The sequence below is a fragment of the Cypionkella psychrotolerans genome, from assembly GCF_001294535.1.
In the GTDB taxonomy this organism is placed as follows: Bacteria; Pseudomonadota; Alphaproteobacteria; order Rhodobacterales; family Rhodobacteraceae; genus Cypionkella; species Cypionkella psychrotolerans.
In genome coordinates this window covers 71,424-96,658 of the sequence record NZ_LGIC01000083.1, presented here as the reverse complement: position 1 = coordinate 96,658, position 25,235 = coordinate 71,424, and the positions used below count along the sequence as shown (strand labels likewise).

The 25,235-nt window shown below is 60.2% G+C and carries 21 protein-coding genes and 1 tRNA gene; 13 read left to right on the top strand and 9 right to left on the bottom strand.

Going from position 1 to position 25,235, the window contains the following annotated elements; translation table 11 throughout:
• Positions 1-43 precede the first annotated feature (43 nt).
• From glpX to AKV04_RS18910, 8 genes are all read right to left on the bottom strand, one after another.
• On the bottom strand, positions 44-1,009 hold the full coding sequence (gene glpX, locus AKV04_RS18950; protein ID WP_054007969.1) for a class II fructose-bisphosphatase: 966 nt from the start codon (positions 1,007-1,009) through the stop codon (positions 44-46).
• 201 nt (positions 1,010-1,210) lie between these two features.
• A complete protein-coding gene (locus AKV04_RS18945; RefSeq protein ID WP_054007968.1) occupies positions 1,211-2,500 on the bottom strand; it encodes a homoserine dehydrogenase in 1,290 nt (429 codons plus the stop codon).
• Between the two features lie 77 nt (positions 2,501-2,577).
• Positions 2,578-2,799: a hypothetical protein gene (locus AKV04_RS18940; protein ID WP_156317677.1), complete on the bottom strand. Its 222-nt coding sequence runs from the start codon at positions 2,797-2,799 to the stop codon at positions 2,578-2,580.
• A 144-nt stretch (positions 2,800-2,943) separates the two neighbouring features.
• Positions 2,944-3,855: a pirin family protein gene (locus AKV04_RS18935; RefSeq protein ID WP_054007966.1), complete on the bottom strand. Its 912-nt coding sequence runs from the start codon at positions 3,853-3,855 to the stop codon at positions 2,944-2,946.
• A 122-nt stretch (positions 3,856-3,977) separates the two neighbouring features.
• Complete coding sequence (locus tag AKV04_RS18930; protein ID WP_156317675.1) at positions 3,978-4,538, bottom strand: TadE/TadG family type IV pilus assembly protein; 561 nt, start codon at positions 4,536-4,538, stop codon at positions 3,978-3,980.
• A 10-nt stretch (positions 4,539-4,548) separates the two neighbouring features.
• Positions 4,549-5,082 carry a TadE/TadG family type IV pilus assembly protein gene (locus AKV04_RS18925; RefSeq protein WP_054007964.1) on the bottom strand — a complete coding sequence of 178 codons (534 nt, stop codon included), beginning with the start codon at positions 5,080-5,082 and terminating at the stop codon, positions 4,549-4,551.
• Positions 5,079-6,692 (bottom strand): TadE/TadG family type IV pilus assembly protein, encoded by a 1,614-nt coding sequence (locus tag AKV04_RS18920; protein ID WP_162232913.1) that lies wholly within the window; start codon positions 6,690-6,692, stop codon positions 5,079-5,081. Before AKV04_RS18920 ends, AKV04_RS18925 begins: the two co-directional genes overlap by 4 nt.
• A gap of 443 nt (positions 6,693-7,135) precedes the next feature.
• The gene (locus AKV04_RS18910) at positions 7,136-8,785 is read right to left on the bottom strand and encodes a TadE/TadG family type IV pilus assembly protein (protein ID WP_054007961.1); all 1,650 of its coding nucleotides are present in this window, start codon (positions 8,783-8,785) and stop codon (positions 7,136-7,138) included.
• 340 nt (positions 8,786-9,125) lie between these two features.
• Between AKV04_RS18910 and AKV04_RS18905 the strand changes: the two genes are divergently transcribed.
• From AKV04_RS18905 to AKV04_RS18860, 10 genes are all read left to right on the top strand, one after another.
• Positions 9,126-10,559, top strand: a complete 1,434-nt coding sequence (locus AKV04_RS18905) for a Glu/Leu/Phe/Val family dehydrogenase (RefSeq protein WP_054007960.1) — start codon at positions 9,126-9,128, stop codon at positions 10,557-10,559.
• A gap of 212 nt (positions 10,560-10,771) precedes the next feature.
• Positions 10,772-12,022 carry a sarcosine oxidase subunit beta family protein gene (locus AKV04_RS18900; RefSeq protein ID WP_054007959.1) on the top strand — a complete coding sequence of 417 codons (1,251 nt, stop codon included), beginning with the start codon at positions 10,772-10,774 and terminating at the stop codon, positions 12,020-12,022.
• Between the two features lie 10 nt (positions 12,023-12,032).
• Entirely contained in the window at positions 12,033-12,497 is a 465-nt protein-coding gene (locus AKV04_RS18895) for a hypothetical protein (protein ID WP_156317671.1), read from the top strand.
• Complete coding sequence (locus AKV04_RS18890; protein WP_054007957.1) at positions 12,497-12,763, top strand: sarcosine oxidase subunit delta; 267 nt, start codon at positions 12,497-12,499, stop codon at positions 12,761-12,763. The genes AKV04_RS18895 and AKV04_RS18890 overlap by 1 nt, the downstream gene beginning before the upstream one ends.
• A gap of 2 nt (positions 12,764-12,765) precedes the next feature.
• Positions 12,766-15,687 carry a sarcosine oxidase subunit alpha family protein gene (locus AKV04_RS18885; RefSeq protein WP_054007956.1) on the top strand — a complete coding sequence of 974 codons (2,922 nt, stop codon included), beginning with the start codon at positions 12,766-12,768 and terminating at the stop codon, positions 15,685-15,687.
• Positions 15,680-16,219: a sarcosine oxidase subunit gamma gene (locus AKV04_RS18880; protein WP_054007955.1), complete on the top strand. Its 540-nt coding sequence runs from the start codon at positions 15,680-15,682 to the stop codon at positions 16,217-16,219. The genes AKV04_RS18885 and AKV04_RS18880 overlap by 8 nt, the downstream gene beginning before the upstream one ends.
• On the top strand, positions 16,219-17,367 hold the full coding sequence (locus tag AKV04_RS18875) for an amidohydrolase (protein WP_054007954.1): 1,149 nt from the start codon (positions 16,219-16,221) through the stop codon (positions 17,365-17,367). Before AKV04_RS18880 ends, AKV04_RS18875 begins: the two co-directional genes overlap by 1 nt.
• Before the next feature lie 184 nt (positions 17,368-17,551).
• Positions 17,552-19,522: a DNA primase gene (dnaG, locus tag AKV04_RS18870; RefSeq protein WP_054007953.1), complete on the top strand. Its 1,971-nt coding sequence runs from the start codon at positions 17,552-17,554 to the stop codon at positions 19,520-19,522.
• Positions 19,523-19,639: 117 nt separating this feature from the next.
• Positions 19,640-21,634 carry an RNA polymerase sigma factor RpoD gene (gene rpoD / locus AKV04_RS18865; protein WP_054007952.1) on the top strand — a complete coding sequence of 665 codons (1,995 nt, stop codon included), beginning with the start codon at positions 19,640-19,642 and terminating at the stop codon, positions 21,632-21,634.
• 31 nt (positions 21,635-21,665) lie between these two features.
• Entirely contained in the window at positions 21,666-21,884 is a 219-nt protein-coding gene (locus AKV04_RS18860) for a hypothetical protein (RefSeq protein WP_054007951.1), read from the top strand.
• A 13-nt stretch (positions 21,885-21,897) separates the two neighbouring features.
• Here the strand turns inward: AKV04_RS18860 and AKV04_RS18855 are convergent.
• Positions 21,898-21,973: transfer RNA gene (locus tag AKV04_RS18855), tRNA-Ile, on the bottom strand.
• A gap of 143 nt (positions 21,974-22,116) precedes the next feature.
• Between AKV04_RS18855 and purM the strand changes: the two genes are divergently transcribed.
• The 3 genes from purM (at position 22,117) to rnd (ending at position 25,230) form a co-directional block, all read left to right on the top strand.
• Positions 22,117-23,163, top strand: a complete 1,047-nt coding sequence (gene purM / locus AKV04_RS18850; RefSeq protein WP_054007950.1) for a phosphoribosylformylglycinamidine cyclo-ligase — start codon at positions 22,117-22,119, stop codon at positions 23,161-23,163.
• A complete protein-coding gene (purN, locus tag AKV04_RS18845) occupies positions 23,160-23,747 on the top strand; it encodes a phosphoribosylglycinamide formyltransferase (protein WP_054007949.1) in 588 nt (195 codons plus the stop codon). The genes purM and purN overlap by 4 nt, the downstream gene beginning before the upstream one ends.
• 325 nt (positions 23,748-24,072) lie before the next feature.
• Positions 24,073-25,230 carry a ribonuclease D gene (gene rnd / locus AKV04_RS18840; RefSeq protein ID WP_054007948.1) on the top strand — a complete coding sequence of 386 codons (1,158 nt, stop codon included), beginning with the start codon at positions 24,073-24,075 and terminating at the stop codon, positions 25,228-25,230.
• Positions 25,231-25,235: the final 5 nt, after the last annotated feature.

Below are 25,235 nucleotides of genomic sequence, written 5' to 3'. Positions count from 1 at the left end.
AGAAATTCCGGCACGATTTCCGTATCGGAAATCGGTTGTGCCCTTATTTCATTGGGCTTTTGTACAACATCCGGCGCACTGATCCGGTTTTCGAGCGCATCAGGATCGTCTCGGTCGTCACCCATCCCGGTTCGATCTTGATGCCTTGCAGGATCGAGCCTTGGGTGACGCCAGTGGCCGCGAAGATCACGTCGGCGGTGACCATCTCATCGCGGGTGTAAATGCGGTTCAGATCGGTGATGCCTGCCTTGTAGGCGCGGGCCTTTTCATCGTCATTGCGGAAGAGCAGCTTGCCGTAGATCTGGCCGCCCATGCATTTCAGCGCCGATGCTGCCAGCACGCCTTCGGGTGCGCCGCCGGAGCCCATATACATATCAATCCCGGTGATTTCGCTTTCTGCGCAATGGATAACGCCTGCGACGTCGCCATCGGTGATCAGGCGGATGGCGGCCCCGGTGGAGCGGACTTCGGCGATCAACGCCTCATGCCGGGGGCGCTCCAAGATGCAGACGGTGATCTCATCCGCGGCCACACCCTTGGCGCGGGCGAGGGCGCGGACGCGGGCAGCGGGCGGCATGTCGAGGGTGACGGTGTCGGGGGCGTAGCCGGGGCCGATGGCGAGTTTTTCCATGTAGACATCGGGGGCGTGCAGCAGGGTGCCGCGCGGGGCCATCGCGATCACGGTGAGGGCGTTGGGCATATCTTTGGCGGTCAGCGTGGTGCCTTCCAGCGGATCGAGCGCGATGTCCACCGCCGGACCGTTTCCGGTGCCGACTTCTTCACCTATATAGAGCATCGGGGCCTCGTCGCGTTCGCCTTCGCCGATCACCACGACGCCAGCAATATCCAGCAAATTCAACTGGTCGCGCATGGCGTTGACCGCCGCCTGATCCGCCGCTTTCTCATCGCCGCGCCCGATCAGCTTGGCGGAGGCCAAAGCTGCCGCCTCGGAGACGCGGGCGAGGCCGAGGGAAAGCAGGCGGTCTTGGAATTCGGTGACGTCGGCCATGAGATATCCTTGCGGGAAAATGGGGTTTTCCCTCGTCTAGCCGGGGGCGGCGTAGGCGGCAAGGATGGTGGCGCTAACAGTTTGAGGACGCTGAGGTAATCTGCCGAGTTGCAAGGTTTTGCGGCGTATTCTCGCTGTGCTTTCCCCGTGCTGACGCGGGTCGGAGGAAGCCAGCGTTAATCTAGCCTTTGCGAATCGCGGTCAGACTTCCTCGATGCGCAACGCGACGGAGGCGCCGACCATGACACCCGTGGCGGCAAAGCGCCCGGTGGCGTGGTCGATGTCGGCGCGGGTGGCTTTGTGAGTGACGATCAGCACGGTGGCTTTGTCGCCTTCGTGGTCATATTGGCGCATCTGGTCGATGGAGACGCCGGCGTCGCCGAGGCAGGTGGCAATTTTCGCCAGTGCGCCGGGTTTGTCGAGCAGGGTCATGCGCAGGTAGTAGCTGGCGGGTGTCGCGGATTGCGCGGCCTGTGGTTTTGCCAAAGTGCTGGCAGGCTGGCCGAAGGTGGGCAGACGGAGGCCGCGCGCGATGTCGAGCACGTCGGACATCACGGCAGAGGCGGTGGGGCCCATGCCTGCACCGGGGCCGCGCAGCACGATCTGGCCGACAGAATCGCCTTCAAGGACGACCATGTTGGTGCCGCCTTGCAACTGGCCCAGTGGGCTGTCGGCGGGCACGAGGCAGGGGGTCATGCGTTGCTCGAGGCCTCGCCCGGTCATTTGCGCCACACCCAACAGTTTGATGCGGTAGCCCATGTCGGCGGCGAGTTTGATGTCGTCGATCGAGATCGCGCCGATGCCTTCGAGTTCGACCGCATCGAAGCTGACTTGGGTGCCGAAGGCGATAGCGGCGAGGAGGCTGAGTTTATGGCCCGCGTCGATGCCGCCAACGTCTAGGTTTGGGTCGGCCTCTAAATAGCCAAGCTGTTGGGCGGCGTCGAAGACCTCGGCGTAGGACAGGCCTTCGTTCTGCATCCGGGTCAAGATGTAGTTGCACGAGCCGTTCATCACGCCCATCACGCGTTTGATCTGGTTGGCGGCCAACCCTTCGGTCAGCGCCTTGATCACCGGGATACCACCTGCGACGGCGGCTTCAAAGCGGATGACGCGGCCTGCGGACTCAGCCGCGAGGGCGAGGGCTTGGCCGTGGTGGGCGAGCAGGGCTTTGTTGGCGGTGACCACATCTTTGCCTGCGGCGATGGCTGCCTCGGTTGCCAGTTTGGCGGCGCCTTCGTGGCCGCCCATCACCTCGACAAACACGTCGATATCGGCGCGTTGGGCCAGCGCCACGGGATCGGTTTCCCATGCATAACCAGACAGATCAGCATCGCGGTTCTTGGATTTATCGCGGGCGGAGACGGCGGTGATCTGCACGGCGCGTCCAGTGCGTTTGGCGATCAGATCGGCGTGCGCTTGCACGATCTTCACCACACCAATGCCCACGGTGCCAAGACCAGCGAGACCAATGCGCAGGGGTTTGGCAGACATGAGGGGACTCCGTTTCAGATTGCTTGCGCCGGGTGTTAGCCGATGGCGTGGCGCTGCGCAACGCGGGCGTTGTGAGGTTATTGGCTGGGGCTTTCGGCGCGCAGGGTTGCGGCGCGGGCTTTCAAGAGTGCGGCTTGGCCAGCCAGCGGATCGGCGGGGCCTGTCTGATTGGTGCCAGCGATCAGTTGATCGGTGGGGAGCAGGGAGGGTGTGGGCAGATTGGTGCGGGCGCCTGCATCCACTTCAGGGAATTGGGCACAGGCGGAGAGGGCGAGGATCAGGAGGAGGGCGCGCGTCATGCCGGGGAGCATAACGCGCGGTTGGTTCAGGTTCAATGCGCAGGCTGAGCTGCTAGAGCGGTTTGCGTTTATCTTGAATCAGAATTCGCGCTAAGACCTGCGCGAATTCTGATACCCTTTGCGTCAGATAAAACGCAAACCGCTTTAATGCGCAGGTTTGATGAAGGTGCCGTTGCGCAACTCGGTCATGGCTTGTTGCAACTCGGCTTGGGTATTCATCACGATGGGGCCGTGCCATGCGACGGGCTCTTGGATCGGCGCGCCAGACACCAGCAGGAAGCGGATGCCGTTTGGGCCAGCTTGCACGGTGATTTCGTCGCCGCGGCCAAACTCGATCAGCGTGCGGTTGCCGGAGAGATCGCGGATGTTGAGTTCCTCACCCTTATATTCCTTTTCGAGCAGCACGCCGCGCGGATTGGAACTGTCGGCGAATTTACCGGCACCTTCAAAGATATAGGCGAAGGCGTGACGGCGGGTATCTATCTTGAAAGTCTTTTTCCTTTCCGGCGGCACATAGACGTCAAGGTATTGCGGATCGGCGGCGATGCCATCGACCGGGCCGGTTTTGCCCCAGAACGAGCCTACGATCACCTTCACGATGGAGCCGTCGTCATCCATGATTTCCGGGATGTCGTTGGATTTCACGTCTTGGTAGCGCGGTGGGGTCATCTTCAGACTCGAGGGCAGGTTGGCCCACAGTTGGAAGCCATGCATCTGGCCCTTGGCGTTACCTTTCGGCATTTCCTGATGCAGGATGCCGGAGCCTGCGGTCATCCATTGCACATCGCCGCCTTTGAGGGTGCCGCGATTGCCAAGGCTGTCGCCATGCTCAACCGCGCCCGCAAGGACATAGGTGATGGTTTCAATGCCGCGATGCGGGTGCCACGGAAAGCCCGCCATGTAATCACGCGGGGTTTCGCCGCGGAAATCATCGAACAGCAGGAAGGGGTCGAATTGGGTCGGATCGCCAAAGCCGAAGGCACGGTGCAGATGCACGCCTGCGCCTTCGATATGCGGCTGGGCTGTGGATTGGCTGAGAACGGGGCGGAGGGACATGGCAGGCTCCTTTGATTACGTTGTCCCCAAGGTAAGTCCGGTGCGTATTTGCAGCAAGGCGTGAACGCACAGGTCTTATGTGCGGATTTGCGGAGGATGTCAGGGGTGATCGGGTGTAACGATCAGGAGCAGGTTACACCCGTCATGCACAGCTTGGGGATGAAGCGCGGGCGTGTCACTACGAATTGCTTCAGTACTTCATCATTCATGCCGACGTCGAAGGCGGGGTGATAGCTGACCTCGGTTTCGACGATGATCACGCGGTCGCCATCGGCCATTTTGGGGATGCGGTAGGCGTAATAGGCGATGGTCGTGGTGGTCAGTTGCAGCATGGCGCCATCGGGCGAGCGCGACCAGTCGACCTCAAACCGCGCGTTGACGGCCGACCATGTCACCTCGGTGACGCGGATTTTCACGGTTTGATCGCCGTCGATCAGGTAGCGCATCAGATCGCGCATCCCGGTGACGTAATTGGTCGGCAGGGTGACCATCTCACGCGAGATCATATCCGAAATGGTGTAGGCGGCCTTTTGCGCGGTGTTGACCGAGCGGAAAGCATCCCAATAGACGAACAGCGCGAGGTAGGACCAGAGCATGAAGGGCAGCACGATGATGGCCTCGGCCATCAGCACGCCGCTTTCGTCGCGGCCAAAACGGCGGAACATGTTGCGGAGCGATTTCATGATGTTCCCCTCAACTCGGTTCGGTCACAAAGGCCGAAGTCGCAATCACGCCATAGCCGCCGTGACCGTCTTTCGGCAGGCCAAGGCCGATACCGGTGGTGGGAAACAGCGCGTCCTGCACAACGCAGACCCGAATCAGCATGATGTCATTCTGCTGGCCGATTTGCAGCGCAGTGACAGGCTGGATATCTTCTGAGCGGTCGATGCAAGCGACGCCAGTGGTGGGCAGCGCCCAGCTTGTGGTGCTGATCCGGGTCATCTCGATGGTGATGTTGGCCTGACAATCCTTGAAGATCACCGTGCGTTTGCAAATCTCGGTTTTCAGCAGTGCGGCGTCGGGCAGGGTGTAATGGCCCAAGCGCAGCTCTCGCATCGTCATATCGACGGATTGTTCCAGCATGATCGAGCGGATCATCAGCAGGCCACTTTCAAACGAGGCCATGAAGATGGTGATCAAGAGCGGTACCGCGAGGACGAATTCCAACGCGGCGGTGCCGTCCTCGCGGCGAAACGCATGGCTTAGGCGTTTGAACCAGCGGATCATTGCGTCAACCTCAACTGGCTGATGTTGCTGGCAATGGCACGGAAGGCGGTGCGGATTTGCAGGCCAGAGGCATTGAAGTAGTGCGCTGCCGAGGTCGAACAGTTCCGGATCTGGGTCTGGCCGTTGGTTGGCGCTTCAAACGCGATGCCATAGACGATCACGCCCTGACCTTTCGCCAGCCCGCAAATCTGTTGCAACTGGCTGTCCATCGTGGTGGTTAGGGTTTTACTGCGGAAGAGGCCCATCCGGTTGGTATATTCGGTGTTGCGCGCCGTTGTGGTGCTGCCCAAGGCGCGGGCGTAGAACTGCCATGCGACATAGCTGAGGCGCATCGCGCCCCAAACCTGCGGCCAAGTTTGTTGGGTGTAGGTGCCACTGTTGGTCGAGTTAGTCCACGGAACAGCTTGGAACTTGCTCAGATGCGGCACCCAATATTTGTTGCTGGCCAAGCTGGCATGATAGATTGAATAGTTACCGTCGCTGTTGCTTTTGTAGATGTCGGACAGCCCGCTTTTGTAGGCCCCGTTGACGCGTTCTTCGGCGAAATGCTCACCATCGGTCATCAGCACGATCACCTTCATCGCCTCGGGATCGGTGAAGCTGAACGGACGCCCGCTGAGATCGCCCGCCATTTTGCCTGTGGCAATCAGCTGGGTGTACATGGTGGAGGCGGATGGGTCCATCAAAGCCAGACCCCATTTCAGCCCAGCATTGATTGAGGTCGCCCCAACCGCCGTCAGACCGTTGATCTGCCCTTGAAGGGTTGAGATCGTCTCGGCGGGTAGGCGGATGATGTTGCCAGCAATCGGCGGGCACCAGACGTTGCCGTTGTTGTTGATGGCATGGTATCCGATGGCATAGTTGGTGTCGGTGTAAGCCACCCAAGAATTGGTCTGGTTGGTGGTGGAATAGGTGTCGGCGTGGGCGGTCATCGACATCACTGTATTGGTCGGTAGTGCTGTGGCATTGTAGACGGTGCTGGGCATGTCCACGCATTGCACGTTGGTCACGCCCGGATCATCGGTGAGGCCAGTGTATTTCGCGCGCAGGTCGGGGCCGATGTTGACCTGTCCGTTGAATGGCACCAGCCCGATCGAGATTTTATGCTCGGCATCGCTGGACAGCACGGTGTCGACGAATTCATTGGCGGCGGTCTTCAGATTGACCAACTTGCTGTTGGAGGCCATCGAGCCCGACACGTCGAGCACCAGCATGATCTCGACATTGGTGACGCGTTGCTCGGCCATCGAATGGCCCAGAGCATCCAACTTGTCCTGACCGATCAGATGCAGGAAATAGGGGTCGGTGGCGGCGGCGGCATCGGCGGTGACGTTTCGGAAGTTCATGCCCTCGGACACGGTGACGCCTTTGAGATATTTGTCCATTCCCGCCTTGGTGAAGTAATCTGCCACCACGTTCTTTGGGTCCAGCGTTTGGGTCAGCGAAGCCGAGGCCAGCGTGGCGCGGTCGAGGGTGTTTTGCAGCGTGGTGCGGGTTTGCTCATAGCGCATCAGGTCGACCGCGAGGCCTCCCATCATCACCATCAGCAGGAACAGGGTGAGCGCCAGAATGGTCAGCGATCCGTCTTGCGCCACCCAAAAACGTCTCAACACCGCAATGCGCGGTTTGATTTGGCCACAACCCTGATTTCCAACGTTCGCTCTGAACATGGACATACCCCAACTCCGGCTCGCGGCTTGCGGTGCGGGGCACCGGGCGGCGAAGCATAGAAACACACCTTGAAACGGCATAAAGCGCGTGGGCTTGGGCAAAACTATGGCTTTGGTGTTTCAGATTGTGGGCAGCTTGTGGCGAAATCCACGATTCCGGCGACAAACTGCGCCGATGGGGGGGATTGTTGAGTGGTTTGGCGCAATCGTAGGGAGATTCGACACAATCGTAGATAGAATGACCCAAATTGGCTTTTACGATTGCCGAATGGACAGAGCCAAGCAGTGGACGGTGCGAATCGGGGCTGATGAATGACTGGGGCATTGGTTTTGACCGATGCGGAAAAGGAGTGCCCCCGATGCCGGGATCGGGGGCGCTTGTGTTACTGCGTCAACTTCAACTGGGTCAGATTCGAGGCGATGGTACGGAACGCAGCCTGAATCTCGGGCCCGTTCTGTGCGTCGAAGTAATGGGCCGCTGAGGTGGAGCATTGCAGGATCTGCGCTTTGCCGTTGCTCGGGGCCTCGAACGCGATGCCATAGACCAGCACGTTGTTCTGCTTGGCCTGTCCGCAGCTTTGTTGCAGCGAGGCGTCCATGCCGCTGACCGAGTCATAGGTCTGCACCATGTCGTTCATCTGATTGGTGTAGATCGTGCTGCGCGCGGTATTGGTGCTGCCCAAAGCGCGGGCGTAGAATTGCCACGCGACATAGCTGACCTTCAGATTGGTCCAAACGGTTTCCCAGTTCTGCTGCACACCGCCATTGTAGGGAGTGGCTGACCAGGTCCCCAGATGCGGCACCCAGTATTTGTTGCCGGCATGCGCGGCCTGATACACCGAATAATCCCCACCGCTGCTTTTATAGATCGGCGAGGGGCCGGTCTTATAGCTATCGGTGACGCGGTTGTGGGCAACATGCTCGCCATCGGTCATCAACACGACGACTTTCATCGACTCGGGGTCGGTGTAATTGAACGGGCGACCTGCAAGGTTTGCCCCCATCTGGCCCGCGCCGATCAACTCATTATACATGCCGCGCGCCGAAGGGTCGAGCAGCGACACGCCCCATTTCATCCCCAGAGTGATCGAGGTGTTGCCGCCTGCGACAAGGCCATTGATCTGGGATTTCAGCACGCTGGCGTCCTGGCTGGGCAGGCGCACGATATTGGCAGGCTGCTTGGTGCAGAAGACAGAGGCATAGTTCGGCAGTGCAGAGCTGGAGGTTGGCGAGACAGCGGCATTGGTCTGGCTGGCGCCATAGTAATGGTCGGCATAGGCCATCATCGGCAAATCGACATTGCGCGGGATGCCGGGGGCGCTGAACACCGAAGATGGCAGCTCAAGGCAGTTCACATCAGCCACACCATGTAAGTTGACCGCCTGATACTTGGCGCGCAGCACCGAGCCGAGGTTCACCTGCGCATTATAGGGCACGATGGAGATCGAAATGCGGTGATTGGGATCGTTGGCCAGCATGTTGTCGACAAACTCGGCAGCGGCGATCTTGAGGTTGGCGATCTTGGCCCCGCTCATCGAACCCGAGACGTCCAGCACCAGCGCGATTTCGACATTAGTGATGGCTTGCTCGGCCCCAGACGTGCCAAGGGCGTCAAATTTGTTGATGCCGATCAGGTGCATGAAGAATGGCTTGGTATCGACGCGGCCCTTCGAAACGACGCTGCGCGAATTCAACGACTGCACGACTTGCACGCCTTGCAGGTCAGTCCCAAAACCGGCCTTGTCGACACAATCTGTGACCACCGATTGCGGATCAAGACTCTGGTCAAGGCTGGCCGCCATCAGGGTGCAGCGATCCAGTGTGTTTTGCAGGGCGGTGCGGGTCTGCTCATAGCGCATCATGTCGACCGCAAAGCCGCCCATCATCGCCATCAGCAAGAACAGCACCAGCGCGAAAATGATCAGCGAGCCGTCTTCGTCGCGGCGAAACTGCTGGCTGCGATTAACCAGATTGCGCATCAGAGCGCGGGGGGAGGGGGCCATAACCACGGTATCTTCCTTTACAAGCCACATCGGATGCTGCCCCCGCAAACACATCCTTTCGCCACTTTGCTGCCCAGAAGTTGTGGCAAAATTGTGGCAACATGGGCAAGCAGGGGGCATTGTGGGGTGGCTGGAAACACTGGCCATGCAGGGGTTTTACTGTGGCGAAACCGGAGACGATCTACTTTCGCATAGGTTGTATGGATCGCCACACTATCGCCCATTTTGTGTAATCCCGAATCACTTTTGGTCAAAAGCGGCTCAAATCTGCTTACAATGTGTGCTGGTTTATTAAGCAAACGGCGGTAGGTGTTGGGGGAGCGCAACGGGCGCTCTGCCGGGAGAGAGACGGCATTTTGGGAGGACGACCATGAGCGTTGCAGGCGAGCCGAGTTTTCGCGAATCCGTAGATATGATGTTTCGGCGGGCGACCGCGCTGATGGACCTTGGCCCCGGTCTTCAGGAAAAAATCCGGGTGTGTAACTCGACCTATACCGTGCGGTTTGGCGTGCGGTTGCGCGGCAAGATTGAGACCTTTGTCGGCTATCGCTCGGTTCATTCCGAACATATGGAACCGGTCAAAGGCGGCATCCGCTATTCGCTGGGCGTCAATCAGGATGAGGTGGAAGCGCTGGCGGCGCTGATGACCTATAAATGCGCTTTGGTGGAGACGCCGTTTGGCGGATCAAAAGGCGGTCTGTGCATAGATCCGCGCGCTTGGGATGAGCATGAGTTGGAGCAGATCACCCGCCGCTTTGCCTATGAGCTGATCAAACGCGACCTGATCAATCCGGCGCAGAACGTGCCAGCCCCAGATATGGGAACCGGTGAGCGCGAAATGGCGTGGATCGCCGACCAATATGCCCGGATGAACACCACCGACATCAACGCCAAGGCCTGTGTCACCGGCAAGCCGCCGCATGCAGGCGGTATTCAGGGGCGTGTGGAAGCGACGGGCCGCGGCGTGCAATATGCGCTGCGCGAGTTCTTCCGCAACCCGGAGGATGCGGCGATGGCGGGGTTATCGGGCGATCTGGATGGCAAGCGGGTGGTGGTTCAGGGTCTGGGCAACGTTGGCTATCACGCGGCGAAGTTTCTGTCGGAAGAAGATGGTGCCAAGGTGATCGCGATCATCGAACGTGATGGCGCCTTGGTGAATGAAGACGGCATCGACGTTGAAGACGTGCGGCAATGGATGAATCGCAACGATGGCTTGCTCGCGGCCTATCCCAAGGCCAAGCATGTCGTTGACGGTGCCAAGGTGCTGGAAATGGCCTGCGATATCCTGATCCCGGCGGCGCTGGAGGGGGTGATCAACCTTTCCAACGCGGCGCGGATTCAAGCGCCGTTGATCGTCGAGGCCGCCAATGGCCCGATCACCTATGGCGCGGATGAAGTGTTGCGCGCCAAGGGCTGCGTGATCATTCCCGATATGTATGCCAATGCGGGCGGCGTCACGGTGTCTTATTTTGAATGGGTGAAGAACCTGTCCCACATCCGCTTTGGCCGGATGCAGAGGCGCGCCGAGGAAGGCCGCTCGCGGATTTTGGTCGAGGAGTTGGAGCGGCTGTCGAATGATCAGCATCTCGGCTGGCAGTTGACGCCGGATTTCAAGAAGAAGTTCCTGCAAGGTTCGGATGAGTTGGCGCTGGTGCGCTCAGGGCTCGATGACACCATGCGCACGGCCTATCAGGCGATGCGCGAGGTTTGGCACGGTCGGCCCGAAGTCGGCGATCTGCGGGTGGCGGCTTATATCGTGTCGATCGGGCGCATTGCGGCGACCTATAAATCGAAGGGGCTGTAAGGGCTTTCATCTCGGCTCAAATATCCCCGCCGGAGGCTCCTTTGGCCAAGGCTAGAGCCTCCGGCGGGGATATTTAGACCAAGATGAAACGCTGAAGGCTTGATAGGCTTGCGACACCATTTGTCGCGGATGGCACAGTTATTCGGGTTTGGCTGTTGAATAACCCACGCAAAGCGGGTTCACTTGCCCGCAGCTAGGCAAGGAGCCACCCCATGCGTTATTCCGGGTTGAAGGTGATCACCGAAGGGTTGTTCGGCAACAAGGGCTGGGGGCCTGCATGGCGCAATCCGACACCTAAGGCCGAGTATGATGCGATTATCATTGGCGGCGGCGGGCATGGGCTTTCGACCGCCTATTATCTGGCGAAGAACCACGGGCTGACCAATATCGCGGTGTTGGAAAAGGGCTATCTCGGGTCAGGCAATATCGGGCGCAACACCACGATTGTGCGGGCGAATTACTACATGCCGGGAAATTCCGAGTTCTACAGCCATTCCTTGAAGCTGTGGGAAGGGCTTGAGGCCGAACTCAACTATAACGTCATGCACAGCCAACGCGGCCAGTTGATCTTGGCGCATTCGGACGGGCAGCGCGATACCCTCGCGCGGCGCGGCAATGCGATGATCAATCAGGGCGATGATGCTGAACTCTGGACGCTGGATCAGGTCAAGGATTTCGCACCCTATTTGGACTTCGCGCAGACCCGGTTCCCGATTTATGGCGGGTTGATGCACAAGCGGGGTGGGACGGCGCGGCATGATGCGGTGGCTTGGGGTTATGCGCGCGGCGCGGATCGGCGGGGCGTTGATCTGATTCAGAACTGCGAAGTCACCGGGATTGATATTGAGAACGGGGTTGTGCGGGGCGTGCAGACCACGCGCGGGGCGATCCGTGCCAAGAAGGTTGGGATGGTTGTGGCGGGGCGGTCTTCGCAGGTCGCGGCGATGGCGGGGATGCGGTTGCCGATTGAAAGCCATGTGTTGCAGGCTTTCGTGACCGAAGGGCTGAAGCCGATCATTGATTCTGTGATCAGCTTCGGGATGGGGCACTTCTATATCAGCCAGTCCGACAAGGGCGGCTTGGTGTTCGGCGGCGATCTCGATTTCTATTCCAGCTACGCGGCGCGGGGCAATTTGCCGATGGTCGAGCATGTGATGGAAGCCGCGATGACGTTGATGCCGATGATCGGACGGGCCAAGGTGCTGCGGTCTTGGGGCGGGATTATGGATATGACCCCTGATGGATCGCCGGTCATCGACAAGACCCATGTCGAGGGGCTGTTTGTCGACGCGGGCTGGAACTATGGCGGCTTCAAAGCGGCTCCGGCGAGTGGCTGGTGTATGGCGCATCTGATGGCTACCGGGGAAAGCCACGAGGTCGCGCGGCGCTTCCGTCTGGATCGTTTCCGCTCGGGCCATGTGATCGACGAAGAAGCCACCGGCAGCCAACATAATTTGCACTGAGATGAGTGTGATGTATTGGTCTTTACCCTTGGCAGCGTTGGTTTTTCTCGCCAGTCCAGCGACGCCGATTGCTGCGGTTTGCTTGGAAAGGTCAGGCGAATTTGGGAGCAATGGCGTGTTTGATTGGTGCCGCACATCGGGTGAAATTCGTAGCGTCGTGGGCGGCGACAATTCTACTGTGGCACGCTCTCCTAACCCTGTTCTTGGCGGCGATTCTGAAACAGGCCCGATCGCACGCTACGAGATTGCTCTGCATTCAGACTCGGGTTCGGTGCCTTCAGAGGGCGGACTTGCGTTGTTGAACACCACGCTGACCCACAGGGTTTGCAGCAGCTTCGATCTTCGTCAGTTCATAACTTCGGGCGCAACTGTGGTTTTTGATCTGCTGCTTGTCACGAAACCGCAGAACCCGTTGAATTTCGAAGATCGAAAACTTGTTTCATCTGTCACCGTCGCAACCTGTGAGGCCCTCTGATGCGTATACCTTGCCCCCTTTGTGGCACTCGGGATCGGCGCGAGTTTTATTACTACGGGTCCGAGGACTATCTGAAGCGGCCCAGCGATCAGGGGATGGTGGAGGATTTAGATAACCATTTGTTCCTGCGTGATAATCCGGCGGGGGTGATGCGGGATGTCTGGTATCACGAGGCGGGCTGTGGGGCTTGGATGGTGGTGACGCGGAACACGATTAGCCATGAGGTTCTGGGATCAGAACTGGTTGCCAAGCAGAAGGAGGCCTGAACATGCGGATTGCAGGTAAGGGGCTGATTGATCGGACAAAGCCAGTTTCGTTTAAGTTTGATGGCAAGGCCTATCAGGGCTTTAAGGGCGATACGGTGGCTTCGGCTTTGCTCGCCAACGGGGTGAAGCTGGTCGGGCGGTCGTTCAAATATCACCGCCCGCGTGGGGTTTTGACGGCTGGCTCGGAAGAACCCAATGCGATGATCGAGGTGATTGGGGCGTCGAACCAGACCCCCAATGTGCGCGCCACGGTGCAAGAGATTTTTGAAGGGCTGAACACCCGCTCGCAGAACCGTTGGCCCAGCTTGCGGTTCGATGTGATGGCGGTGAACGATATGGTGTCGCCGTTCCTGTCGGCGGGTTTTTACTACAAGACCTTCATGTGGCCGCGCGCGTTTTGGGAGGCGATTTACGAGCCGATCATCCGGCGGGCGGCGGGACTTGGCAGTCTGTCGGGCAAGCATGATGAGGGGCATTACGAAAAGGCCTTTGCGTTTTGCGATGTGCTGGTGATCGGCGCTGGGCCTAGCGGTTTGATGGCGGCGTTGGAGGCGGCGCGGGCAGGGGCGGATGTGATCTTGTGCGAGGAGGATCGGCTTTTGGGCGGTCGTCTGCTGGCCGATGACGCGCATCTGGATGGCAAGCCTGCGGGCGAATGGGTGGCGGCGGTTGAGGCTGAGTTGAAGGCGCTGCCGAATGTGCGGATCATGCCGCGCACCACGGTAACGGGGGCTTACGACGGCGGGCAATTCTCGGCGGTTGAGCGGGTGGGGCTGCATAAGGGGCCGCGCCCGGATTTGCCGCGCGAGTGTTTCTGGCGGATCACGGCCGCGCGGACAGTGCTGGCGGCCGGGGCGTTGGAGCGGTCTATCGCCTTTCCGATGAACGATCGGCCGGGGATCATGCTGGCTTCTGCGGTGCAGACTTATCTCAATAAATTCGGTGTGGTGCCGGGCAAGCGGGTGACTTTGTTCGCCAACAACGATGGTGCGCGGGCTGTGGCGCGGCAGTTGATGGCGGCGGGCGTGACGGTTGCGGCGATTTTGGACAGCCGGACGGATGCGAGCGCCGTTGAGGATTGCCCGGTGTATCTGGGCGCGCAAGTCACCGATACCAAGGGTCGTTTGGGGTTGCGGGCGATCACGGGCACCCATGTTGGCGGTGAATTCGCGCTGGAAACGGATTTGCTGGCGGTTTCCGGCGGCTGGAACCCGACGCTGCATATCACCTGCCATCTGAACGGCCGGCCTCGGTGGGAGGCGTCTTTGGCGGCGTTTGTGCCTTTGGCAGATGCGGTGCCGAATTTGCAGGCGGCAGGGGCGTGCAATGGGGTGTTCGATACGCTGGGCTGTTTGCGCGAAGGCCAAGCGGCGGCGCGGGCGGCGTTGCGCGGGCTGAATATCGCGGCGGCGGATGCGGCTTTGCCGACTGCCGAGGGGTTGCCTTATGTGATCGCGCCCCTGTGGCAGGTGGCCGGCAAGGGCCGGGCTTGGCTTGATTTTGCCAATGATGTGACGACCAAGGATGTGAAGCTGGCAGCGCAGGAGGGCTATGCTTCTGTCGAGCATATGAAGCGCTACACCACGCAGGGCATGGCGCCGGATCAGGGCAAAAACTCGAATGTGGGCGCGCTGGCGGTGCTGGCGGATACCACGGGGCGCGGGATTCCCGAGACGGGGACAACGACGTTCAGGCCGCCGTTTATTCCCACGTCGATTGCGGCGATGGGGGCGGGCGGGCGCGGCAATGGTTTTGCGCCGCAACGGTTTTTGACCTCGGATCAGGCCAGCCGCGACCGGGCTGCGCCGATGATTGAGGCCGGGTTGTGGTATCGGCCCAGCTATTTCCCGAAGCCGGGCGAGACGAGTTGGCTAGACTCCTGCAATCGTGAGATTGGCTATGTGCGGGGCGCGGTTGGGGTCTGCGATGTCTCGACCTTGGGTAAGATTGATATTCAGGGCAAGGACGCGGGGCGGTTCCTAGATCTGGTTTATACCAATACTTTCAGCACCTTGTCGGTGGGTCGGGTGCGGTACGGGCTGATGCTGCGGGCGGATGGCTATGTGCTGGACGATGGCACCTCGGCGCGACTGGGGCAGGATCACTACCTGATGACCACGACCACGGCGGCGGCGGGTCTGGTGATGCGGCATCTGGATTTCGTGCATCAAAGCGAATGTGCCGATTGGGATGTGCGGTTTATCTCGGTGACGGAGTCCTGGGCGCAGTTTGCGGTGGCAGGACCGATGGCGCGGGCTTTGCTGAACGGCTATCTCGATCAGCCTTTGGGCGACTTCCCGTTCATGGCGACGGGGGCGGTGACAGTGGGCGGCGTGCAAGCGCGATTGTTCCGCATCAGCTTTTCGGGCGAGGAAGGCTATGAGATTGCGGTGCCGACGCGATATGGTGAGGCGTTGTTCCGTGACCTTGTGGCACGGGCCGAAACCATGGGCGGCGGGCCTTACGGGATGGAAGCGCTGAACGTGTTGCGGATCGAAAAGGGCCTGATCACTCATGCCGAGATTGATGGCCGGGCGACGGCGTTTGATATTGGCGCAGCGAAGATGCTGTCAGCGAAGAAGGACTGCATCGGGAAATTGGCGGCCTCGCGCCCCGGATTGATTGGGCCTGAGCGGGCGCAGATGGTCGGGTTGAAGCCGTTGTCGGCAGAAAAGATCACCTCGGGGGCGCATTTGTTCATTCCGGGCGCGGATTTGAACCGGGTGAACTCGCAAGGTCATATCAGTTCGGTCGGCTATTCGCCGATGTTTGACCGCGATCTGGCCTTGGGCTTTCTGGTGAATGGTCGCGCATGGCATGGCGAGACGGTGCGCGTGGTGGACCGGCTGCGCGGCATTGATGTGCTGGCCGAGGTTTGTGATCCGGTGTTCCACGACAAAGACGGGGAGAAATTGCGTGCCTGAATTGATCGCAAAGACCGCTTTGGCGGGGAAGAAGCTGGTGGTGTCTGGGACGGTGCTGGCCGAGGTGGATCATGGTATGGTCAGCTCGATTGCGCCCTATCCAGGGCAGGAGGATGTGGTCGGTAACGCTTTGAAGCCGCTGGGCTTTGGCTTTCCTGCGGTGAATAGTTTTGCGATGAACGGCGTGGCGATGATCGCTTGGGCGGGGCGTGAGCAAGCGTTTTTGGTTGGCGCCGATTGCCCGGATTTAAGCGGTTTGGCGGCGGTGACGGATCAATCCGGTGGCTGGGTTAGTCTGTCTTTGCAGGGGCCGTTGGCGGTGCAGGCATTGGCGCGCTATGTGCCGATGGATTTGCGGCTTGTCGCATTCCCGGTGGGTATGGCGGCGCGCACCCCGCTTTACCATATGTCGATGGTGCTTTTGCGGGTGGCCGAGGATGGCTTCCGGCTGATGCTGTTCCGCTCGATGGCGCGGACGGCGTGGCACGAGATTGAGGTGGCACTGAAAACCTTGGCGGCGCGGGCGGCGTGATGCTGACGGCGGCGGATTTGGGCGCGCTGACGACGTTTCGGCGTGAGTTGCATCGTTTCCCTGAGGTATCGCGCGAGGAATCCGCGACTGCCGCGCGGATCGTGCAGGCGTTGGCGGTGCTTCAGCCCGATCAGGTGGTGACGGACTTGGGCGGCTACGGTGTGGCTGCGGTGTTCAACGGTTCGGCCGATGGTCCGACGGTTTTGTTCCGCGCCGAACTCGATGCGCTGCCGATTGAGGAACTGTCGGTGGCTGCGCACCGCTCGACGATTCCCGGCAAGGGGCATCTGTGCGGGCATGACGGGCATATGACTTTGCTGATGGGGCTGGGGCGGCTGATCGCACGTCAAAGGCCCGCGCGGGGCAGGGTGGTGCTGATGTTCCAACCCGCCGAGGAGGATGGCTCGGGGGCTGCTGCGGTGGTGGCCGATCCGCGCTTTGCGGTCTTGCGGCCAGATTGGGCGTTCTCGATCCACAACATGCCGGGGCTGCCGTTTGGGTATTCCGCGTTGAAAGCGGGGGCAGTGAATTGCGCCTCGCAGGGGCTGAAGATCACGCTGACGGGCAAGACTGCCCATGCGTCTTTGCCGGAAACTGGGCTGTCGCCTGCATTGGCCTTGGCGCGGCTGATCCCGGCGATTTCGGCTTTGGGGCGGGGTGGGCCGCTTGGGCCTGAGTACCGACTGGTCACGATCACCCATGCACGGCTGGGGGAGGCGGCGTTCGGGATTGCACCCGGAGAGGCGGAAGTCTGGGCGACCTTGCGTACGATGGAAGATGGTCAGATGGCGGCTTTGCGTGGGGCCGCGATGGATCTGGCGCGGGCAGAGGCAACCGCGCAGGGGCTTGGTATTCGGTTCAGCCATCACGATGATTTCGCGGCCTCGGTGAATGATGTGCAGGCGACGGGGCATTTGGCCCGCGCGCTGGAGGCTTTGGCAATGCCCTATGATATGGGCGATCTACCGATGCGGGCGTCGGAGGATTTCGGGCGGTTTGGGCAGGGTGGCACCCGCTCGGCGATGCTGTTTCTGGGCGTGGGGGAGGATCATCCGGCGCTGCATAACCCGGATTATGATTTCCCTGATGCGCTTACCCCGCTGGGGGTACAGATTTTTGATCGGGTGCTGCGCAATCTGCTGGGCTGAACCTGTGTCCACGCGTGGACAGGTGGGCCTCTTATATGAATCAATGGGTTACCGGGGGGTTGTTCAGACTCTCTTAAGCTTTGTCCGCAAAAGGTTGCCTGCGCCACGCCGTGCCCCTTCAAACTTTTGCCAACGCTGCGCCCTGCACTGGACAGCGCACCCATCAGACCTGATATAACGGGGCATGAGTCTGCCACCCGGTTTCCTTGACGAACTGCGCACCCGCGTCTCGCTGTCCTCGGTTGTGGGCAGGAAAGTGACGTGGGATCCGCGCAAGTCCAACCAAGGCAAGGGCGACATGTGGGCGCCTTGCCCGTTCCATCAGGAAAAATCCGCCAGCTTCCACGTCGATGACCGCAAGGGGTTTTACTATTGCTTTGGCTGCCATGCCAAAGGCGATGCAGTGACCTTTATCAAGGAAACTGACAACCTTGGCTTCATGGAGGCGGTCGAGGTTCTGGCGCGCGAGGCCGGGATGCCGATGCCTGCGCGCGATCCACGAGCAGCACAGGTGGCGGACAGGCGCACGCAGCTGGTTGAGGTGATGGAGGAGGCGGTGAAGTGGTTCCGCCTGCAGCTGCGCACCTCTGCGGCATCCGAGGCGCGGGCGTATCTCGCCAAGCGCGGGTTATCGGTGGAGGCGCAGGATCGGTGGGAGATCGGCTTTGCACCGGATCAGCGGCAGGGGTTGTATCTGGCGCTGCGGCAAAAGGGCGTGGCGGATGATTTGATCGTCGCGTCAGGGGTTTGTGCCAAGCCGGATGATGGCGGCGCGCCTTATGACCGCTTTCGAGGGCGGATCATTTTTCCGATCCGCGATGGCCGGGGCAGGGCGATTTCCTTGGGCGGTCGGGCGATGGACCCCAACGCGCGGGCGAAATATCTGAATGGGCCGGAAACGGAGTTGTTTGATAAAGGGCGCAGCCTGTTCAACCATGCCCCGGCGCGGGAGGCTTCCGGTAAGGGCGCGGCTTTGGTCGTGGCCGAGGGTTACATGGATGTGATTGCGCTGTCCGAGGCGGGTTTCAAGGCCTCGGTCGCGCCTTTGGGCACGGCAGTGACGGAAGATCAGTTGCGGCTGATGTGGCGGATTTCCGATGAGCCAATCATTGCTTTGGATGGCGATACGGCGGGGATTCGGGCGGCGTTGCGGGTGATTGATCTGGCGTTGCCGCTGTTGGAGGCCGGGAAGGGTTTGCGCTTTGCCGTGCTGCCGGGGGGAATGGACCCGGATGATTTGCTCCGCGCGCAGGGGGCGGGCGCGATGAAAGCCGTGCTGGATCAGGCGGTGCCGATGGTCAAACTGCTGTGGCAGCGCGAGATTGAGGGCAAGCAATTTGACAGTCCCGAGCGCAAGGCCGCCTTGGACAAATCCCTGCGCGCGCATCTGAAGCGCATCGCCGATCCGTCGATCCGCAGCCATTATGGCGAGGATATCAAGCAGTTGCGCTGGGAGTTGTTTGGGCAGCGTCCGCGCGCAGCCAGACCCTTTATCGCGCGCCAGCCGGGGCAGAAGGGGCGCTTTGGGTCGACGGTTGAAATGCCGCCTGTAGCGTCTACCAAGGATTCCATGCTCGCCGCGGCTCCCGAACGCGCCGAGGAAGTCTTGCGCGAGGCGGTGATTTTAGCGGTGCTGATTTTTCATCCCCGGCTGATCCGGCGCTTTGAATCTGCGCTGGAACGCATGGAGTTGATCGGAGACGGCCACCATGCCCTGCGCGGCCAACTGCTGATCGGGCATGATGCCGAGCCTGCCCAGCTTTATGACCAAATTCAGCAGGCAGCGCCCGCTGCCCTTGATGCGCTGCTCGCCCGCCCCCATGTTCAAATCGCACCGCCGGTCAGAAACCGCACCGACAGCGAGCTTGCCGAATTTTGCATTGCCGAGGCTCTGACGCATCTGGAAGCCAGCCGGGGCGCGCAGCGGGAGATTGCCGAGGCAATGGAGGATATCGAAGGTTTGGCCGATGAAGGCCTGACTTGGCGTCTGTCCCAAGCCAATGTGGCGCGGTTTTCGGCCTCTGCTGGCCCGAAAGGCAAAACGGCCGAGGCGGTTATGGCCAGTAATGGCGTGCAGATGGATAAGGACGAATTGGAAGGGGCCCGCAGCTTGTGGGACAGCATCCAGTTCTCTAAGGACGGCCCGAAGCGTTAGATCACGGGGATTTCACTGATTCGGCTTTCCCCTGCCGTGATTCGCGCTATTGATTCGATTGACTGACTCTGATTCGCTATTTCGACCCGACCACCCCGTTTTGACCTAGGAGCGCTCATGGCCTCGAAAGACACCGACGACGGCAAACCCGAAGCCGATGAGGCGGACGTTTCCCTTGATATGAGCCAAGCGGCCGTCAAGAAAATGATCGCCGACGCGCGTGAGCGGGGCTACATCACCTACGAGCAGCTCAACAACGTGATGCCGCCTGAACAGGTGTCGTCCGAGCAAATCGAAGATGTGATGTCGATGCTGTCCGAGATGGGCATCAACGTCATTGAAGACGAGGATGTTGAGGAAGGCGAGCCTGCGGTTGGCGGCGATCTGGTGGAAACCGGGTCCGGCGCGCGCGATGTGGCGGTTGTTACCACCACGACCGAAGCGCTGGACCGCACCGATGACCCGGTGCGGATGTATCTGCGCGAGATGGGCTCGGTTGAACTGCTGTCGCGCGAAGGCGAGATCGCGATTGCCAAGCGCATCGAGGCGGGCCGCAACACGATGATCGCCGGGCTTTGTGAAAGCCCGCTGACGTTTCAGGCGATCATCATCTGGCGCGACGAACTTTTGTCAGAAGACATTCTGCTGCGCGACGTGATTGATCTGGAGGCCACCTTTGGGCGGTCTTTGGATGGCGAGGAAGGTCTGGTTGGCGCGGATCTGGAAGGCGTCGATGTCGAAGCTGCGCCGCGTCGGGCAGGCGGGGACGAGCCGGAGTTGGATGCGGACGGCAATCCGCTGATGCGCTCGGATGATGACGACGACGAGGATGATGGCACCTCGATGTCGCTGGCTGCGATGGAAGCGGCGTTGAAGCCGAAGGTGCTGGAAACGCTCGACCTGATCGCGCGTGATTACACCAAGCTGGCCGAAATGCAGGATCTGAGGATGTCTGCAACCCTGTCGGAAAAGTCGCGGTTCTCGGCCACCGAGGAAACCGCCTATCAGAAATTGCGCAGTGAAATCGTGGTGTTGGTGAACGAACTTCACCTGCACAACAACCGGATTGAAGCGCTAATTGACCAGCTTTATGGCATCAACCGCAAGATCATGGCGATTAACTCCGGCATGGTAAAGTTGGCCGATGCCGCGCGGATCAACCGCCGCGAGTTCATCGACGAATATCAAGGCTATGAGCTTGACCCGAATTGGCTGGACAAAATGGCCGCCAAGTCTGGCCGAGGCTGGCAGGCGTTGATCGAGAAAAGCCGTGAGAAGGTCGAAGATTTACGCGCCGAGATGGCGCAGGTCGGCACCTATATCGGCGTCGATATTTCCGAATTCCGCCGCATTGTGAACCAAGTGCAGAAGGGCGAGAAAGAAGCCCGTCAGGCCAAGAAGGAAATGGTCGAAGCCAACCTGCGTCTGGTGATCTCGATTGCGAAGAAATACACCAACCGCGGTTTGCAATTCCTTGATCTTATTCAGGAAGGCAATATCGGCCTGATGAAGGCGGTGGACAAGTTCGAATATCGCCGGGGATATAAGTTCTCGACTTATGCGACTTGGTGGATCAGGCAGGCGATCACCCGCTCCATCGCCGATCAGGCCCGCACCATCCGTATTCCGGTGCATATGATCGAGACGATCAACAAGCTGGTCCGCACCGGTCGGCAAATGCTGCACGAAATTGGCCGCGAGCCGACACCGGAAGAATTGGCTGAAAAGCTGCAAATGCCGTTGGAAAAAGTGCGCAAGGTGATGAAGATCGCCAAAGAGCCGATTTCCTTGGAAACCCCGATTGGCGACGAAGAAGACAGCCAACTGGGCGACTTCATCGAAGACAAGAACGCGATCCTGCCGCTGGATTCGGCTATTCAGGAAAACCTGAAAGAGACGACGACTCGGGTTCTGGCCTCGCTGACGCCGCGCGAAGAACGTGTGCTACGGATGCGGTTTGGGATTGGCATGAACACCGATCACACGCTGGAAGAAGTCGGCCAGCAGTTCAGCGTGACTCGCGAACGTATCCGCCAGATCGAAGCGAAGGCTTTGCGCAAGCTGAAACACCCGAGCCGTTCGCGCAAGTTGCGGTCGTTCCTCGACCAGTGACATCGGTTGGCTTCATATCCAAAAGCGCGCCATGATCGGCGCGCTTTTTCTTTTTGTGCTGGGCATGCTGGGCTTCATGCAGGCTCCGGCATGGCTTATTTTGCCCTTTGCCGCCGCGATGGTCTTGATCTCGCGGTTTATTCCGCTGATCGGGCGTATCGGCTGGATGGGCAGGGCGATAATCTCATTGGCGATCACTGCAATGGTTTACGGCGTCGGGGCCTCGCTTGGCGCAGGGCCGTCGGGTTGAAATTTCTAAGGAATGGTAGGTCCGGAGGGACTCGAACCCCCAACCAAGGCGTTATGAGCGCCCTGCTCTAACCATTGAGCTACAGACCCATTCTGCCTTTGCCTATCAGATGCGGGGGCGGGGTCAAGGTTTGGGGTGACAAAACCGTGCCAGAGTGCGGCGCTTGCGTTGCGCGCGCGAGCCGGATGGCTTATGGGGGCGGCAACTGCCTTTCAGCTTGGGGAATCTGCACATGAGTACCGGACACAATGGCCTGACCTATGCCGATGCGGGCGTGGATATTGATGCGGGCAATGCTTTGGTAGAGCGGATCAAACCTGCGGCAAAGCGCACGCAACGACCGGGCACGATGTCGGGTTTGGGCGGCTTTGGCGCGCTGTTTGATCTGAAGGCGGCGGGTTACACCGACCCGATTTTGGTGGCGGCGACGGATGGCGTGGGCACCAAGCTGCGGATTGCGATTGATACTGGCCGCGTTGACACCATCGGCGTTGATCTGGTGGCGATGTGTGTCAACGATCTGGTCTGTCAGGGGGCCGAGCCGTTGTTGTTCCTGGATTATTTCGCCACTGGCAAGCTGGACGTTGAGGAAGCGACGCGCATCATCAACGGCATTGCGGCGGGTTGTGAGGCGAGCGGTTGCGCGTTGATCGGTGGCGAGACCGCCGAGATGCCGGGGATGTATCACAAGGGCGATTTCGATCTGGCCGGGTTCGCGGTGGGCGCGATGGAGCGCGGGGCGGATTTGCCTTCGGGCGTGGTTGAGGGCGATGTGCTGCTGGGGTTGACCTCGAACGGGGTGCATTCCAACGGCTATTCCTTTGTGCGCAAGGTGGTGGAGCTGTCGGGGCTGGGCTGGGATGCGGCGTCGCCGTTCTCGGACGGGACTTTGGGCGAGGCATTGCTCGCGCCGACGCGGCTTTATGTGAAACAGGCTTTGGCTGGTGTGCGGGCAGGCGGCGTGCATGCTTTGGCGCATATCACGGGCGGCGGTTTGACGGAAAATCCGCCGCGGGTGATCCCGGAGGGGTTGGCGTGTGAGATTGATCTGTCGACTTGGGATCTGCCGGGTGTGTTCCGGTGGCTGGCTGTGACCGCCAATATGAGCGAGACTGAACTGTTGAAAACCTTCAACTGCGGCATTGGGATGATTGCGGTAGTGGCGGCTGATCGGGCTGAGGCTTTAAGCGATTTGCTGCGGGCTGAGGGGGAGACGGTTGTGGTTATGGGTCGCGTTGTTGCGGGCGAGGGCGTGATCTACAAGGGCCGTCTGCTGTGAAACGCGTCGCCGTCCTGATTTCCGGGGGCGGCTCTAACATGCTGGCACTGCTGCGCGATATGGTGGGGGATCATCCGGCGCGCGCGGTGTTTGTAGGCTCTAACGACCCAACCGCGCCGGGGTTGCTGCACGCGGCTGCGATGGGGGTCGCGGTGGCGGCGGTGGATCATCGGCCTTTTGGTCGGGATCGAACGGCGTTTGAAGCTGCTTTGCTGGAACCGATTTTGGCCTCTGAACCCGACATTCTCTGCCTTGCTGGCTTCATGCGAGTGTTGACGCCGGAGTTTGTACGCCGCTTTGAAGGGCGGATGCTGAACATTCACCCCTCGCTGTTGCCGAAGTATCCGGGGCTGCACACCCATGCCCGAGCTTTGGCGGCGGGGGATGCTGAGGCGGGTTGTTCGGTGCATGAGGTGACGGCGGAACTCGATGCCGGGCCGATTTTGGGCCAAGCGCGGGTTGCTGTTTTACCTGGTGACACTGAGGCCGATCTGTCGGCGCGGGTGTTGGTGCTGGAGCATAGGTTGTATCCAGCGGTGTTGCGGCGGTTTGCGGCTGGGGATCGTAGCAGGCTGGACCTGTAACGGGGGGCCTACTCGGGGGGCATCGAGCCCCCGCTCGAAGGCTTTGACACGGGTTGTGGGACTTGAGTTTTTCCTGTGGCGTGGTGCGAGCTGTGGCTTGGGATGCCTCCGGCGGGAGTATTTCGAAAAGAGCAAAGGCTTGTTTGTTCGCGATTTGGCAAGGCAGCGCGGGTTTGGGGTGTCACCTTTGGCGTTGGGGCTGTGGCGCTGGAGCCTTCCTTCCTAGTATTTGGCTACCAGCAAGCGCTTGGGCTTTTCTTGCTCTGCAATGCTGCCTATAGCGGAAGGGCGGGATACCCCCGTGAGCCCTTTGCGAAAGACGCCCATGCGCACGATCACCACCACCGAAGACCTCGCCGCTTTTTGTGCAGCCGCGAAGTCGAAGCCCTTCGTCACCATTGATACCGAATTTCTGCGGGAGCGGACCTATTGGTCAAAGCTATGTCTGATCCAGATGGCTCTGCCCGGCAAGGACGGCGACGCGGTGCTGATCGACCCGATTGAGGGGTCTGCGATGTCGATGGAGCCTCTGTATGATCTGTTTCGCCACGAGGCGACGGTCAAGGTGTTCCATGCCGCCCGGCAGGATTTGGAAATCTTTTTCGTGGAAGGCAATGTGTTCCCGAAGCCGTTGTTTGACACACAGGTCGCGGCGATGGTCTGTGGCTTTGGTGAGCAGGTCGGCTATGAGACTTTGGTGAAAAAGATCGCCAAGGAGAATTTGGATAAAACCTCGCGGTTTACCGATTGGTCGCGCCGGCCGCTGACCTCGGCGCAGAGCGAATATGCTTTGGCGGATGTGACGCATTTGCGGGTGATCTATGAGTTTCTGGCCGCACAACTGGCGAAGAACGGGCGGCAGGCGTGGGTGGAGGAGGAGCTTTCGGTTCTGACGGATCCCGCGACCTATACTGTGCATCCCGAGGAGGCTTGGTTGCGGGTGAAGACGCGCACCACCTCGGGGCGGTTCTTGGGCGTGGTCAAGGAATTGGCGCGGTTTCGCGAAGAATATGCGCAGGGCAACAACGTACCGCGCAGCCGGGTGATGAAGGACGATGCCTTGTTGGAGCTGGCCTCGACCCGGCCGACCAATGTTGAGGAATTGGGCCGCTCGCGGTTGTTGCTGCGTGAGGGACGCAAGACCGAGATTGCCGAGGGGATACTGGCGGCGATCAAGGCGGGAATGGAGATGCGGCAGGAAGATTTACCGAAACCGGATCTCTCAAAAGATCAGATGCAGGTCAATCCGGCTTTGGCGGATTTGCTGCGGGTGTTGTTGAAGGCGAAATCCGAGAGTCTGGGTGTGGCGCCTAAATTGATCGCCTCTGCCTCGGATTTGGACGCGATTGCCGCCGGAGAGCGTAATCTGGAGACGCTGAAGGGCTGGCGCGCCGAGGCGTTTGGCGATGACGCGATGCGGCTCTGCCGGGGGGAGATTGCGCTGTCGGCGAAGGGCAATGACGTGCGGGTGGTGCGGATTTAACCCCG

Excerpts from the sequence above, each read along its gene's own strand:
- glpX (WP_054007969.1), bottom strand. The coding sequence starts at position 1,009 with ATGGCCGACGTCACCGAATTCCAAGACCGCCTGCTTTCCCTCGGCCTC.
- AKV04_RS18945 (WP_054007968.1), bottom strand. The coding sequence starts at position 2,500 with ATGTCTGCCAAACCCCTGCGCATTGGTCTCGCTGGTCTTGGCACCGTG.
- AKV04_RS18940 (WP_156317677.1), bottom strand. The coding sequence starts at position 2,799 with ATGACGCGCGCCCTCCTCCTGATCCTCGCCCTCTCCGCCTGTGCCCAA.
- AKV04_RS18935 (WP_054007966.1), bottom strand. The coding sequence starts at position 3,855 with ATGTCCCTCCGCCCCGTTCTCAGCCAATCCACAGCCCAGCCGCATATC.
- AKV04_RS18930 (WP_156317675.1), bottom strand. The coding sequence starts at position 4,538 with ATGAAATCGCTCCGCAACATGTTCCGCCGTTTTGGCCGCGACGAAAGC.
- AKV04_RS18925 (WP_054007964.1), bottom strand. The coding sequence starts at position 5,082 with ATGATCCGCTGGTTCAAACGCCTAAGCCATGCGTTTCGCCGCGAGGAC.
- AKV04_RS18910 (WP_054007961.1), bottom strand. The coding sequence starts at position 8,785 with ATGTGGCTTGTAAAGGAAGATACCGTGGTTATGGCCCCCTCCCCCCGC.
- AKV04_RS18905 (WP_054007960.1), top strand. The coding sequence starts at position 9,126 with ATGAGCGTTGCAGGCGAGCCGAGTTTTCGCGAATCCGTAGATATGATG.
- AKV04_RS18900 (WP_054007959.1), top strand. The coding sequence starts at position 10,772 with ATGCGTTATTCCGGGTTGAAGGTGATCACCGAAGGGTTGTTCGGCAAC.
- AKV04_RS18895 (WP_156317671.1), top strand. The coding sequence starts at position 12,033 with ATGTATTGGTCTTTACCCTTGGCAGCGTTGGTTTTTCTCGCCAGTCCA.
- AKV04_RS18890 (WP_054007957.1), top strand. The coding sequence starts at position 12,497 with ATGCGTATACCTTGCCCCCTTTGTGGCACTCGGGATCGGCGCGAGTTT.
- AKV04_RS18885 (WP_054007956.1), top strand. The coding sequence starts at position 12,766 with ATGCGGATTGCAGGTAAGGGGCTGATTGATCGGACAAAGCCAGTTTCG.
- AKV04_RS18875 (WP_054007954.1), top strand. The coding sequence starts at position 16,219 with ATGCTGACGGCGGCGGATTTGGGCGCGCTGACGACGTTTCGGCGTGAG.
- dnaG (WP_054007953.1), top strand. The coding sequence starts at position 17,552 with ATGAGTCTGCCACCCGGTTTCCTTGACGAACTGCGCACCCGCGTCTCG.
- rpoD (WP_054007952.1), top strand. The coding sequence starts at position 19,640 with ATGGCCTCGAAAGACACCGACGACGGCAAACCCGAAGCCGATGAGGCG.
- AKV04_RS18860 (WP_054007951.1), top strand. The coding sequence starts at position 21,666 with ATGATCGGCGCGCTTTTTCTTTTTGTGCTGGGCATGCTGGGCTTCATG.
- purM (WP_054007950.1), top strand. The coding sequence starts at position 22,117 with ATGAGTACCGGACACAATGGCCTGACCTATGCCGATGCGGGCGTGGAT.
- rnd (WP_054007948.1), top strand. The coding sequence starts at position 24,073 with ATGCGCACGATCACCACCACCGAAGACCTCGCCGCTTTTTGTGCAGCC.